Source organism: Thalassospira sp. MCCC 1A01428, from assembly GCF_002115825.1.
GTDB lineage: Bacteria > Pseudomonadota > Alphaproteobacteria > Rhodospirillales > Thalassospiraceae > Thalassospira.
Window position 1 is genome coordinate 21,277 of sequence record NZ_JFJZ01000026.1, and the last position, 13,807, is coordinate 35,083.

13 protein-coding genes are annotated in these 13,807 nt (G+C 49.9%); 3 read left to right on the top strand and 10 right to left on the bottom strand.

Features of this window, described 5'->3' with window-relative positions; all coding sequences use genetic code 11:
* Genes THS27_RS17465 through THS27_RS17475 form a run of 3 tightly spaced genes read right to left on the bottom strand, consistent with a single transcriptional unit; the run spans position 1 to position 2,792 of the window.
* Entirely contained in the window at positions 1–684 is a 684-nt protein-coding gene (locus THS27_RS17465; protein WP_085593173.1) for a bifunctional 2-polyprenyl-6-hydroxyphenol methylase/3-demethylubiquinol 3-O-methyltransferase UbiG, read from the bottom strand.
* Between the two features lie 3 nt (positions 685–687).
* Positions 688–1,464 (bottom strand): TylF/MycF/NovP-related O-methyltransferase, encoded by a 777-nt coding sequence (locus tag THS27_RS17470; RefSeq protein WP_085593175.1) that lies wholly within the window; start codon positions 1,462–1,464, stop codon positions 688–690.
* An 11-nt stretch (positions 1,465–1,475) separates the two neighbouring features.
* Positions 1,476–2,792: a flippase gene (locus tag THS27_RS17475; RefSeq protein WP_085593177.1), complete on the bottom strand. Its 1,317-nt coding sequence runs from the start codon at positions 2,790–2,792 to the stop codon at positions 1,476–1,478.
* A gap of 199 nt (positions 2,793–2,991) precedes the next feature.
* Here THS27_RS17475 and THS27_RS17480 point away from each other — a divergent pair, with 199 nt between their 5' ends.
* Positions 2,992–3,609: a 5'-methylthioadenosine/S-adenosylhomocysteine nucleosidase gene (locus THS27_RS17480; RefSeq protein WP_246833008.1), complete on the top strand. Its 618-nt coding sequence runs from the start codon at positions 2,992–2,994 to the stop codon at positions 3,607–3,609.
* A gap of 229 nt (positions 3,610–3,838) precedes the next feature.
* Here THS27_RS17480 and THS27_RS17485 read toward each other — a convergent pair whose 3' ends face one another.
* Both THS27_RS17485 and THS27_RS17490 read right to left on the bottom strand, forming a co-directional pair.
* Positions 3,839–5,506, bottom strand: coding sequence for a thiamine pyrophosphate-binding protein (locus THS27_RS17485; RefSeq protein WP_085593181.1), 1,668 nt, complete (start codon positions 5,504–5,506; stop codon positions 3,839–3,841).
* Between the two features lie 151 nt (positions 5,507–5,657).
* The gene (locus THS27_RS17490; protein ID WP_168184929.1) at positions 5,658–6,419 is read right to left on the bottom strand and encodes a FadR/GntR family transcriptional regulator; all 762 of its coding nucleotides are present in this window, start codon (positions 6,417–6,419) and stop codon (positions 5,658–5,660) included.
* Positions 6,420–6,660: 241 nt separating this feature from the next.
* On the opposite strand from THS27_RS17490, the gene THS27_RS17495 reads away from it, so the two are divergent.
* Positions 6,661–6,987, top strand: coding sequence for an NIPSNAP family protein (locus THS27_RS17495; RefSeq protein ID WP_085593185.1), 327 nt, complete (start codon positions 6,661–6,663; stop codon positions 6,985–6,987).
* Positions 6,988–7,071: 84 nt separating this feature from the next.
* Here the strand turns inward: THS27_RS17495 and THS27_RS17500 are convergent, their stop codons facing one another.
* From THS27_RS17500 to kdgD, 5 genes are all read right to left on the bottom strand, one after another.
* A complete protein-coding gene (locus tag THS27_RS17500; RefSeq protein WP_085593187.1) occupies positions 7,072–8,016 on the bottom strand; it encodes an AEC family transporter in 945 nt (314 codons plus the stop codon).
* Between the two features lie 137 nt (positions 8,017–8,153).
* Entirely contained in the window at positions 8,154–9,671 is a 1,518-nt protein-coding gene (locus THS27_RS17505; protein ID WP_085593189.1) for a tripartite tricarboxylate transporter permease, read from the bottom strand.
* Complete coding sequence (locus THS27_RS17510; RefSeq protein ID WP_085593191.1) at positions 9,671–10,156, bottom strand: tripartite tricarboxylate transporter TctB family protein; 486 nt, start codon at positions 10,154–10,156, stop codon at positions 9,671–9,673. The genes THS27_RS17505 and THS27_RS17510 overlap by 1 nt, the downstream gene beginning before the upstream one ends.
* Positions 10,157–10,237: 81 nt before the next feature.
* Entirely contained in the window at positions 10,238–11,221 is a 984-nt protein-coding gene (locus tag THS27_RS17515; protein WP_085593193.1) for a tripartite tricarboxylate transporter substrate binding protein, read from the bottom strand.
* Between the two features lie 201 nt (positions 11,222–11,422).
* Positions 11,423–12,331 carry a 5-dehydro-4-deoxyglucarate dehydratase gene (kdgD, locus tag THS27_RS17520; RefSeq protein ID WP_085593195.1) on the bottom strand — a complete coding sequence of 303 codons (909 nt, stop codon included), beginning with the start codon at positions 12,329–12,331 and terminating at the stop codon, positions 11,423–11,425.
* A gap of 449 nt (positions 12,332–12,780) precedes the next feature.
* Between kdgD and THS27_RS17530 the strand changes: the two genes are divergently transcribed.
* Positions 12,781–13,629 (top strand): hypothetical protein, encoded by an 849-nt coding sequence (locus THS27_RS17530; RefSeq protein ID WP_085593199.1) that lies wholly within the window; start codon positions 12,781–12,783, stop codon positions 13,627–13,629.
* Positions 13,630–13,807: the final 178 nt, after the last annotated feature.

Here is a 13,807-nt window from a genome sequence, read left to right on the forward strand (position 1 = left end):
TCATTTTCTGCATCGAAAATAAAAATTTTGATTTGATCCTGGTATGTTCAATTTTGCTTGAATTGTTTTGGGAATTACAATTGCTTTTCCTTTCCAGTTCAAGTTTTTATGATCGTGGAAGAATAACCTTGAAATTTTAGTCTCTAGGAATTTATTGTTTAATGTCTGAGTTATTTTTCCTTCTGAGAAGCTTTGTTGGTGGCCCCATCGATGAAAAATTTCGCCGCAACAAGGACACACTACGTTTCCATGTTGTAAATTTTCATCTGCTGGAACGGTTCCGATAAAAGTGCCACCTTTTTTAAGAACACGATATACTTCAGAAATTGTCTTTAATAAAGTTTCGGTTGATAAGTGCTCCAAAACCTCAGTCATTACAACAAAGTCAAAAAAATCATCTGGAAATGGAATTTCTTGAGAGTATCCAACCTGAGCCTTTTCTTTTAAGCCTAGTTCTTCCGATATTCTTTTTATTGTTTCTTTGCTCGGGTCGAGGCTGAAAATATTAACTCCTTTTTCAGCGCACAGTTTTTCTAATCGCCCTTTGCCGACCCCTATATTTAGGATTTTTTTGTTAGGCGGGCATTTTTTAGAAATGAACTCTATTCGGCCACCATCAGGACAGCCAAATTGTTGAATGCTTTCGTCATTTTGATAGACATCCCAAATTTTATCTTGGTTCATATCTTAACATCCTTCCATTTTCAACGGCGATGTTTGAACGCCTTTAATCATAAATCCTCCGCCATCTGCGAGACTAATCATTTTTTCCGGTTTGTCGTTCAAGAACTCGTCAATTGATTTTGTTGCTCCAGGGCAACTTGTAAACCCATAGTCATCACAAAGAATGATCCCGCCGGGGCTCATTCGGTCATAGAAGAAATTTATTGAATCTTTAGTTGGTTGGTATAAATCAACGTCGATGTGGACAAAAGAGAAGATACGCTCTTCGTAATCAGAAAATTTTTCTGGAATCCACCCTTTATTAATCGTGATTTTTTCAGAAAACTCTTTTAAATTTTTTATAACTATGTTTTCAGGTACAGCTAAATCTCCCTTTTTCCAGTGCTGTTCATCGATATCATTAGGTAAACTCAATCCTTCAAATGAATCAAACATATGGTGAATTTTATCGCTAGAGTTCTTTTGGTTGTGGCAGCAGATTAACCATGAAGATGCAGCTTTAAATACGCCACATTCGGCTGTGTCACCCTTTACATTTTCTACCAGTCTGAGTAATTGCCATAAGGTCCATTTTCGATGTGTGTTGAGCCCATCAATTTCTTGGAATTTCAATAAATAATCATTGAAAAATTGATCGTTCCACCATTCCATTTGAGGCCACATCAGGCGATATTCGGGCATTATTAATTTTGAAAATAGTATGATGTTCTCAAAATTTCTATCTTTGCTTGGTAATATTATATTTCTGATTATTTTAATGATATATTTTATTTTTCTCATGTTTTTCTCTACTATAAGGGTAGTGTGCTGATGGACATTTTCGATTTAACATATAGGTATAATATTATACTGCAAGGGGCGGTGCTTACTGCAGTAGCAATAGCTGCGCCAACGTTTCCATATTGTGGAATGAGTATGCTGTTTAGTATTATATTTGCTATTGCTACGGCTAGAACAGTTATAACGGACACTCGTTCGTTTCCGGTCATTGTTGTAAGTGTCCCAGAAGGACCAAAAAATGAATTGATTGTTTGCCCGGTTGATAATATTATAAGAGTAGTATAAGCATTTTTGAAATTTTGGCCGAAAACAGTTGTTATTATTTCTTCTCCGAATGCGAATAAAATAATCAAGGTGAGTGCGGAAATGAAAAAACAAATTCGAGACGTTGTTTTAACAACTTGCTGTAGTTGTTTGAGATCTTTTTTTGCATGAAGAATTGAGAAATAAGGACCAGCAACCATTGTTATTGCTCGCATCGAAAATAATATAAGAGTGGCACCTTGAACTGATACTCGATAAATTCCAATGTTCTCCGGAGATGAGAAATATCCAAGCATAACAATATCAGTTTGGCCTGCGATAATTGAAACTCCTCCTAAGAGCGCAAATGGTATCGTGCTTTTAATCCATGTGATGTTGAGTTTGGGTTGGTTTTTGTTTTGGTTAATTTTCGGGATTTTTTTCGTTAAAATTTTAATTGATATGGTTAATGCTAAAATTGCAGAAATTATTTGAAAAGTTATTGCATATCCAGGTTGCTGCGTGCTCGGTATTAATATGAAGAAAGTTAGCAATAATAATGCAGTTGTCGCTGGCCGAGCTATTAAATCCAAGAATTGACCTGATAATAAACTATCTACTCCAGCTAAAGCGTGGGACGTTGTTTTCATTAATGCTGCAACTGGAAGAAAAACCATTATAAGATATAAGGTGTATAACTGGTGGTCGTTGTATGTTTGGTTGAGGTTCCATATTATTGCCAACCCAACAATCGAGATGCTGATTGAAACTAGGCCAACAAATTGGTACGCTCGCAATATTGATCCAAAAAGTAGATTGAACTTTTTTTGGTTAAAGTTTATCGATGTTTCTCGCATCAATAAAACTGGGACACCTGCTTCTGCTGCTATAGATAATATATTCATAATGGCTATGGCATAAGCATATATGCCATATTTTTCGACTCCTAAAAATCGCGCGAGTAATATGCTAAGTAATAATGAAAAAAATTGACCAAAAGCTTGTATTAAGCTGTTTCCAATTCCGCCTTTTATTAACTTTGTTGTAATTTGTTTGTCTTTTAGTTTGTGAAGTATTTGTCTCATTTTTTATGCGACTTTTTAAAATTTTCAACTTCCCAACCAACAACTTCATAGTTTTTGAAGAACCGAAATGTTACATATGGAGGCGTGCGATAGCTGAAGTCAATGTCCCATTGTGAATACGCTGGGTATTCCACGCCGTCAATTGTAGATTGGTGCACCATTGTGCTAGGGAGGATCGTTTTGTTGAGGTGTTTGTGCCGTGCTAAATAATGTTTTTTACTGTATGGCCGCCCCCGCCGAATATGGGCCGCATTTGCAGGCGCGGATAACGCCCGAGATGATCGGCGTTGGGCCTGTTGAAGCGGCTGTAAATTTAACGGCTGTTTTGGCGCGTAAGGAAATTCAGGGTCAATTGCCCGATGTCGTTGTGTCGCTGGGCTCGGCCGGGTCGCGGCATTTGGTGCAGGCCGAAATTTATCAGGTTACTGCTGTTTCCTATCGCGATATGGATGCGTCGCCGCTGGGGTTTGAAAAGGGCTGTACGCCGTTTGTGGCGTTTCCTGCCAGTGTCGCGCTGCCCCATCGTATTCCCGGTATTGCCGAAGCAACATTATCGACTGGCGGAAACATCGTGTCGGGTGTGGCTTATGATGCGATTGATGCCGACATGGTCGATATGGAAACCTATGCCATCTGGCGGGTATGTCATAAATTCGGGCTTCCCTTGATCGGCTTGCGCGGTATTTCCGATGGTAAAACCGAGCTTACCCATATTTCAGGCTGGACCGAATATCTCCATATCATCGATGAAAAGCTGAGTGCTGCGGTTGATCGTTTGGATGAGGCCCTGAAGAACGGCGCGATTGTTCTGCGCTAAGGTTTATTCGGATTGCATGCATCAATTGAGCAGTGATTACATTGGTGATTTGTGTGACGCGCGATGGAGCCGCGCGGTTTATACCGCGAGGACAACCACTTGCCGTTTGAAAGTCTTGTTGACCGGTTCCAGTTTGGCTGCTGGCTTTGTCTCACCGCACAATAAAAAGCCGCCGGTCCATCAAACAGGATCGGCGGCTTTTTCATTTTCAGGTAAAAATCAGACGGTATCAGCTGCCGCTGCGAATTTCGTCCAGCGTTTTAACCGGTGTTAACGCCTGCGGGTCCACCTGTACTTCAATGATGGCGGGTTTGTTTGCCGCCATTGCACGTTCAAGGGCTGGGCCGAAATCTTCGGTTTTGGTGACGGTTTCGCCGTGGCCGCCAAAAACGCGGGCATAACCGGCGAAATCGGGATTGTGCAGTTCTGTGCCCGAGACACGCGCTGGATAATTGCGTTCCTGGTGCATGCGAATGGTGCCAAACATGCCGTTATTAACCACCACCACAATGATGTTGGCACCATATTGAACGGCAGTGGCAAATTCCTGCCCGTGCATCAAAAAGCAACCATCACCAGCCAGGCACACCACCGGGCGGTCCGGGTGGTGCAATTTTGCCGATACCGATGCCGGCAGGCCATAGCCCATGGAGCCCGATGTCGGGGCCAGTTCGGTGCGATAGGTTTCATAACGATAAAACCGGTGCAAAAACGCGGCATAATTGCCAGCCCCGTTGGTCAGAATGGCGTTGTCGGGCAGATTGTCGCGCAGATGGCCAATCACATGCGCCATTTTAACATCGCCCGGCGTATCAAGCGGGGTCGAGAACGCGAGATAGGCTTCATGGGCCTGTGCGATTTGCTCTGCACGCGCACTGCCATCTACCGGGTTCATATCGGCGATGGCACGCATGAACGAGCGCTGGGAGGCATTAATGGCGATATCGGGGCGATACACACGGCCAAGCTCGTCCGGCCCCGGATAAACATGGATCAAACGCTGTTTGGGGCAGGGAATGTCGAGCAGGTTATACCCGCTGCTGGTCATTTCCCCCATGCGCGAACCAACAAGGATCACGAGGTCGGAATCGCGAATAAACCCCGCCAGCTTGGGGTTAATGCCAATGCCGACATCGCCAATAAAATTGGGGTGGCTGTTGGGCATATAATCCTGACAGCGAAACGAGGTCGCAATCGCCACATTGTTGGTCTCGGCAAAGCGGATCAGATCCCGGCTGGTCTGCGCGGTCCAGCCACCACCACCAACAATCATAATTGGCTGGCGGGCTGTTTCAAGTTCGGCCCGGAAGGAGGCGACATCTTCGCCAGCAGTGCGGGCTTCCACCTCGACATAGGGTTTGCCATCGGCAACAACCGCGCTGGAAGACAGCATGTCTTCGGGCAATGCCAGCACCACCGGGCCGGGGCGCCCCGATGTGGCAATGTGATAGGCATGGCTGATATATTCAGGAATGCGGTCGATGCTGTCAATCTGGGCAACCCATTTGCACAGCGGTTCGAACATTTTGCGATAATCGACTTCCTGGAATGCTTCGCGATCGACCATATCGCGGCCAATCTGGCCAACCAGCAGGATCATCGGGGTTGAGTCCTGATGGGCAACATGAACACCGGCCGATGCATTGGTCGCGCCGGGGCCGCGCGTTACCATGCAAATGCCGGGTTTTCCGGTCAGCTTGCCATAGGCTTCGGCCATAATGGCGGCACCGCCTTCCTGACGGCAAATTACCGGGGTGATTTCCGGGTGGTCAACCATGCCATCAAGCACGGCCAGAAAACTTTCACCGGGAACAAGAAAGGCGCGCTCGCAGCCGTGAATTTGCAGCTGATCGACAAGAATGCGCCCTCCGTGGCGCAGACCGGGGGTATTGGACATGTTTTTCCTCATTGGTGGCGAGTGGTGGCGTTCGTCATATGTTTGTTTTGGTCTTATCAAAAGAACCCCGATATCATCATGCCGGGATGGTAAGGTAAAGGGGGAACGCTGCAAAAAAACGGCCCTAAACCCGTTAGCGCGGCTTGAGCCATCAGGGGGCGGTTACATCGGCAATATCGGCCCGTTCCATCAGGCGACCGGCGGCATTTTCAAAATGCTGGCGCACGGCAATTTCGGCAGCAGCCTTGTTTTGCGCACGGATCGCCTCGTAAACCATTTTATGCTCGCCAATCACGCCATCCCCCCATTCGGCGGTCATGACATTTTTAATCGCGACATTGCGCAAATTGGCGTCAATCCGGCCATCCAGCATGGTCAGAAAATCGTAAAAATAGCTATTGCCGCAGGCCCTGGCGATGGCCCGATAAAACCGGCGTTCCGCGTCATAGCGATGTTCGGCCGTCTCAAAACGGGTTTGGCCCGTCGCCACCTGCATGGATTGAAGCTGTTCATAAATCAGGGCCAGGTCGGCATCGCTACGGGCCTCGGCGGCAAGGGCGGCGGCCCCGGCTTCGTTGCTGGTGCGTAATTGCAGGATTTGCACCAGTTCCTTACGCTTGGCAAAACAATCGGCACTGATACGAAAAACGCTCCGTGCGCCCGGCTCCGATACAAAGGCGCCAACGCCTTGTTTGGACTGGATCATACCATCGCTTTTTAGTTGCGATACCGCTTCGCGCACCACGGTTCTTGCCACCCCGTAATTGGTTGCAAGTTCCTGTTCGGTAGGCAATTTGTCGCCCGGTTGCAAAATACCGTCGCTGATTTGCCCGGTGAGTTTGGCGGCAATTTCATCGGGCAACCGTCGGGGGCGGATAATTTTTTCGTAGCGGTGTGGTTCTGTTTTTTGCATCAGGTTTTCTTGCGCTTTTTCAGGGGTGCGGTATCGCAAAAGGTTCAACTGGCGCGCTATGGGCGATACAACTTTGTGGCATATGGTTGTTGCGCTGTCATCATTAAATAATGTTGTCTGACAATAATACTTATTGTAAAAACAGAGATCAAGGGAGGATGTTTTGCCCGGCGCATATCGCTTAAACAGGCGCGGGCAACGCATCCGATATGACATTACGTAATAACGGGATGAAATCATTATGCTTTACGACGTTCGCACCTATAGCTGTTATCCAGGCACATTGAAAAAACAGCTTGCCCTGTATGGCGAGTTTGGCTTTCCGGTGCAAAGCCGCCATTTGGGGCAGCCCCATGCCTATATGGTAACAGAAACCGGCCCGGTGAATTCCTATGTTCACATCTGGGCCTATGACAGTGCGGCGGACCGCGAAGAAAAGCGCAAATCCCTTCAGGCTGACCCGGAATGGCAGGCTTATTTAAAGAAAAGTGCCGAAGCAGGCCACCTGGTGAACCAGGAAAACAAACTGATGTCGCCGGCACCGTTCTGGACACCACCAGCGCGTTAATTGCGCTAATCGTGGTGCGATATCGATATATGCCTTCATGCCGCATTTGGCATGGGGGCTTTTTTTATGGGTGTCCAGGGGCGGTTATTCGCCGGGCAAGACCAGCAAAATTGCCAGCAACGGAATAACCACAATCGACATCAGGGTCGCAACCAGCATGGTGGTCGCGGTGCGTTCGCGTGCGGTGTCATAAGATGCCGCCATAAGAACCGAATTCACCCCGGGCGGCAGCGCGGCGATCATGATGGCAGGCCCCATAATTTTTGATGGCATGTCCAGGGCCAGACCGATTGTAAAGACCAGTGCCGGCAGCAGGCACACCTTGGCGGTGGCCGCGATCATGCTGGTGGTCATGTTGCCGCGCAGTTTTTGCCCGTAAATGCCTGCCCCGATCAACATCAGGGCAATGGGCGGCATGGCCTGTTTAAGCATGGTGAAAAATGTATCCACCACGACCGGCATCCTGACATCGAAGGACGCCACAGCAATGGCACTTAAAATGGCAATAATGATGGGATTGCAAATTTGGGCCCGCAGCGTATTGGCCAGAACAGCACCGGGGTTGCCTTTGGTGTTGCGGCTCCATTCCATTAACAGAATGGTCGGGGTCAGCAGGCTTAGCGCATGAATGCACAGAATGGTTGCCAACACCAAAAGCCCGTCATGGCCATAAAGAATATCAATCACGGGAATGCCCAGCATCCCGATATTGGAAAAAATTGCGCCAAAGGTTAGCACAATGCCTTCCGCACGGTTGTTCTTTTGCCAGCGGGTCAGCACCACAAACACAATCAGGGCAGCGCTTATAACCGCGCCATAGTAACAGACCCAGATATTAAGATTAAAAAGCTCCGCAACCCGGTTGGACGATATGGTTTGAAACAGGGTGGCCGGGATCAAAGCCCAGAAGGTCATTTTTGTAAGGCCCTGAATGGCCGAAGCACCGATCAAGCCGCGCCAGGCCAGAGCATATCCGGCTCCAACCAGCAAAAAAATGGGGCCTAACTGATCAATCAGGGAAGATATCATGCCCGGGTCCCTTGCATCTGCCCGGCAAGGCTGTGTTTTAGGATTACCGGTATGTCTTTGAAATACGATGGCCACTGACGTGGTAAAACGTCAGTGGCGCAAATTAATGGTATTGGCAATATCTTGCGTTACCGTGATCAGGTTTTTTTGGCAGCCGGCGGTGTGCGGACAACCATGAAGTAGAAAAACACCGCCGTTAAGGCCAGGAAGAACAGGCTGTCGGGGCTGGTGATAAATGTCAGCGGGTTGCCATCATTTAGCGATAATGCCCTTCGTAAATACTGTTCCAGATCGGGGCCAAGGATAAAGCCCAGAAGCAGGGTAACGGTGGGGTATTTTTGCGCACGCAGGAAAAACGCCAGTACGCCAAACACCAAAGCCAGCATCATTTGAAACGGCGAATAGGTGGCAACGTAACTGCCAACCAGGGCAACAACCGCGATGCAGGAATAAAGTACGGCCTTGCGGATCGAGACGATTTTAACGAAATACGGGCCAAGCAGGTAAAGGGTTAGCGGTATCAACACCAGCGCACTGATCAGAAGCGATGCAAACATCGGGGCGATCAGGTCGATCTGGGTATCGAGAAGGCGCGGGCCGGGTTGCAGGCCGTTAATAATCAAAACACCCAAAACAATGGCCGTGGTTGGATCGCCGGGGATACCAAACATCAGCATGGGCACAAATGCCCCGCCACACATCGAATTGTTGGCGGTTTCGGCCGCGGCAATGCCTTCACGCGATCCCTTGCCATACAGGTCGGGGTTTTTCGATTTGCGCATGGCCTCGGCATAGGACACGAACGCCGCCATCGAGCCGCCAGCCCCGGGCAGAACACCAATGAAATAGCCAATAATGGCGCTTTTCAAATAGGTCCAGATGCCGATCTCGCGAATTTCCGCCAGGGTGGGGAAAAAGTCGCGGCGGCGAATGGGGGGAATGTCGATGATTTTTTTATCAACAGTCAGGGCGTTCCGGTTTTCGCAGGCCTGAAACAGAATTTCGCTGATTGCAAAGGTGCCAATGATCAGCGGCATCATGTCGATGCCTTCTACCAGCACTTCGGTACCAAAATTAAACCGGGCAATGGGTTGCATCACATCAATGCCGATAGTGGCAATCATAATGCCCAAAAGGGTGGCGACAAAGCCTTTGGCAATGGCGTTACGCTGCGAAATAACGATGACGATCAGGGCAAACAGAATCAGCGAGAATTTGCCAGGCGTTTGAATAAGCAATGCCAGCTTGGCGGCAACCGGTGTCAGGCAGATCAGCAAAAGGGCACCAATCACCCCCCCGATCATGGAACCCAGCGCAGCATGGCCCAGGGCATTGGCCCCTTCACCCTTTTTCATCAGGGCATAGCCCTCGATCGAGGTCATCATCGAAGATGGCGCGCCGGGGATATTGATGGTGGTGGCCGTGATAGAACCCGCATACATGCCTGACATGAAAATCGACGCACACATCACAAGGGCCGGGACAACATCAAGGCTGTAGGTAATGGGAAGCAGCAGGGCAATGGCAAGAACCGATGTCAGGCCGGGAACAGCGCCAAAGAAGGTGCCGATCAAAAAGCCGATAATCATATAGCCCAGCACGGTGGGGTCGGCCAGGGCGGCAAAACCGCCGAGAATGTGAAGGGTAAAGTCCATTAGAACATCCCCCAGAAGTCGGTATCAAACAACGGCAGACGAACCTGAAAAATCACCGCGAACAGGCCATAGAAAACGGCGGTAATGGCGGCGGTATAAACAAGACGTTTGATCAGGCCGGTATTTTCCATCCCAAAAATGTAGAGCAGGGCGAAAACATATAAAAATGTCGAAACCGGATATCCCAGCGGCTTGAAGGCCAGAATATAAATGGCTGTGACGACAACCACCTTGATGGGAGCCACGAGATTCAGTTTCTCGCGTTCGCCGGTGTCCGTCTCGTTTCGCATTCCCAAAACAACGAATGCCAGCGCAACATACATCAGGATGGATGCGACCACCGGCACAAAGGACGGGCCAACCAGTCCTTCGTCAAACTGGGCGGTAATTTGCAGGGCGGTGGCAAGATAAATGCTGGTGATCACAAACAGCACGAAAGGCAGGATTAGGCGTCTGTCCCAGCCGCCCGATGAACCGGACTTCATTTGGTCGTCTCCGTTTCGACAAGGGTCGTCAAAATGGGGAACGGCGGCCAGTGTGGCCGCCGTCCTTTGATAGGGAAATGATTATTTCTTGATCACGCCCTGGTCAACGAGGGTCTGCATCTGTTTGAACAGGGTCGCCTGGGTGTCATTGGCCCAGTCGGTAACCTCGGCAGTGCCCAGCCAGTTCGGTGCAACGCCAACTTTGGCAACCCAGGTCTGAAATTCGTCGCTATCAAGGGCGGCTTTATAGGCCGCTTCGATTTTGGCAACGATGTCATCGGGGGTTTTTGCCGGGGCGGCCAGAACAATAAAGCTGCCAATCTGAAGGTCGATGCCTTCTTCCTTGGCGGTCGGGACGTCTTTGTAGGTCGGGTTGCGGCTGTCGGAAAATTCGACCAGGCCTTTAACATCGCCCGATTCAATCAGCGATGAAAAATCTCCAAGGCTGGTGGCAGCAACCTGGACTTCCTTGGACAGGATGGCTTCTTTCTGCGGTGCAGCACCGCCCGGATAGGCGACCAGTTTAAAATCGGTGCCGGTCAGTTTTTCAAATTGCAGCATCGCCAGGTGCAGGCGCGACCCGGTATTTTGAATGGCAACCTTGATTTTGCCCGGGTTTTCCTTGGCGGCCTTCACCAGGTCATCTACCGATTTATACGGTGCATCCGACGCAATGATCAGGGCGTCCGGTTCGCTGGTGACGCGGGCGATCAGTTTCAGTTTGTCAAGTTTGTAGGTCGGCAGCAAACCCTGCCAGGGAACAGTGACAACAGAATCGTAGGTCAGCGAACCAATGGTGTAGCCATCGGGGCGGGCTTTCATGACTTCGAGAACACCGGTTGCGCTAACGCCGCCTTCAATGTTTTCGGCATAGATCGATGTGCCCAGCTCTTTTTCAGCAATGGTGCTGAGCTTGCGCACGATGCCGTCGGTGCCCCCGCCAGCGCCCCACGGAATAATCATACGAATATCCTTGCTGGGATAATCGGCAGCAAATGAAGCAGTTGAAAAGGCAGTCGCAGCCAGAACGCCGATTGCGGCGATTTTAAACAAACGATTGATCATCGTTCCCTCCTTGATGGGTCTCATTTCAGACGCGGATCCGGGATGTTGCTTTTGTCATTCATGGCATGCGCCATGTGGCCGGGTAAAAGGGGGCAGAACGGGCCAATTTGCCTGCCTGCCCCAAACTCATCTTATCTATGCTTGTCAGACAACATAATATTTCGCAAGTCCAATATCATGTTTTCCAATCATTTCGCCAAATCAGCTGTTTTTGGCGATCAGGTCCTGCAGCATTTTATATTCATCGGGGCGCAGGTCGCATAAAGGTGCGCGCACCGGGCCCGGATCGCGGCCAATGGCCTTCAGGCCCGCCTTGACGATGGAAACGGCATAGCCGCGCTTTGCGCCCAGGTCGCGAATGGCGACATAGGGGTAAAAGAAATTTTCCAGCAATGATTTGACTGTTGGCGCATCGTCGCTGGTAACAGCCCCGTAGAACTTTTGCGCCAGTTCCGGCATGAAGTTAAACACCGCAGAGGAATAGGTTGTCATGCCAATGGCTTTATAGCCCTGGGCGTAAACTTCGGCGGTGGGCATGCCACCAATATAGGTCAGACGGTCGCCCATTTTGTTGCAAACCCGCGCAACCAGGTCGATATCGCCGGCACCATCCTTAAAGCCAATCAGGTTCGGGCAAACGTCGCACAGCTTTGCCAGGGTATCAGGCAAAACAATGCTGTTATCGCGGTTATAGACAATGACGCCGATTTCAACGGCATCGCAAACCGCACGAATATGGTTAAACAGGCCTTCCTGATCGCCCCCCACCAGATAATGGGGCAGCAGCAAAACGCCGTCGGCACCGGCATCCTGTGCGGCGCGTGCCAGTTTCGGGGCAATGCCGGCGCCATAACCACAGCCTGACAGGATCGGGGTGTTGCCGGCTTCGGCCTTGGCCGCGCGAACAACCGCAACCACTTCGTCCGGGGAAAGCGAGAAAAATTCGCCGGTGCCGCCAGCGGCAAACAGGGCAGCTGCGCCAAAACCGGACTGCCACGCGACCTGTTTGCGATAGCGGCCTTCGTTAAAGCTGTAGTCATCGTTAAAAACGGTGGTTGGGAAGGAGAGCAGGCCCGAGGCCAGTGCCTTTTTCAGATCATTTGGGGTCATGGTTATTTCTCTTTGAAGGTGTACGCGTGCCTGATCGCATCGCCAAGCCAGGGCCGCACCCTAAAATAGGTGATATGTTTCGTCAATAACATAATATGAATTTTGGGATTAAACAGTCGAATATGAAGCGCTGCGCGAGGGCTGTTTTGACCATAAAACAGGGTGAATTTGGCACGTTTTTGACTAAATACAGGCCAAATTGACGGGGCGGGAAGCAGAAATATAAATTGATGTGATGAATATAAGGGAAAATTCACCATAATCCGAAACCCGGGAGCTTAAGGACAGAAAAAGCAACCGCAAGATTGAATGAAATTTAAATTTGTGACTGGATTCAAAGGGATCAGATTCATAGGATGCAGGCAGGAAGATACGCGGCCCTGATGGAACGGGGTAAGTCGCATTCGATTTCCGGGTGTGTCAGGTAGGTCTTGTAAAAGCGGGTGCGGATGAAAAAGCTGTTAATTGGAATTATCGTTCTGGGACTGGTTGCCGTGGGCGGATGGTTGTATTGGAACCAGCAAAAGGCCGAACAGCAGAAAATGGCTGACCGGTTTTATCCGTCGCCAGCGCAGCTTTATTCAGGAATTGCCGATCAGGTTTCGCCGGTTTTTGAGGTTCATGGTTACAAGATTGCCATGCTGGTGCCAGGCGACCGCATCGAGGATGACAGCTGGGTGTTCCGCGGAACGGCCCGGAGCGGCAATTTATCGCCAGCCTATTACGGACAGATTGACTATGTTTGTTCGGTGCAGGAAAAAACGACCGATCAGTGCTGGAAGTTAAGCCAGCTGGTGGTTGATGGCCGCCCGCTTGAATTTGCCGCAATGGATGATGCCAGCACCACTGGCGGAGCAGACGCGCAAAAAGAAATGGAGACGCGCGAGTCCGAAGCGCTGGGAATGACCAATGCCCTTGATACCGCAGACGGCGACAGAAAGGCGGTTTCCCCGGAAACAGATACCACGGATGATGCCGCAACCATGCCGGTGGATACAGCAGCAACCGATGTGTCTGGCATGACAGCCAGTGAGCAAGAGACGGCCCCATCGCCTGAGAATACAACTGCGGCGAACGCGGCAGATGCGCCGTCTGGTGATGTTTGGCGAACAACGTCGGGCAATGTTAATGCGCGAATGGGGCCGGGAACCGATTTTGAAGTGGCGTTTGCCATGCCGGAAACGACCCCTCTTCATTTGATTGAGCAGAAAAATGGCTGGGGTCATTTTTCCTATATCGGGCCGGATGGAAAAACATATCGTGTCTGGATTTATATGACGCTGGTGGCAAAAGATTAGGCCGGTGGCAGGTTGCCTGGCCCAGACAGAGGGCAGCCAGGTTGCCACCAGAGGTGATGTTTTGGCCGGATCGTGTCGGCGTAGCTATTGTTCGTGACACTGTTCGTAACGCTGTTGGCGCTGTGTCGCGTTGGGACGGGCGATGCGGTTTGGCATCGGATAACGGTTTTACCGGGTG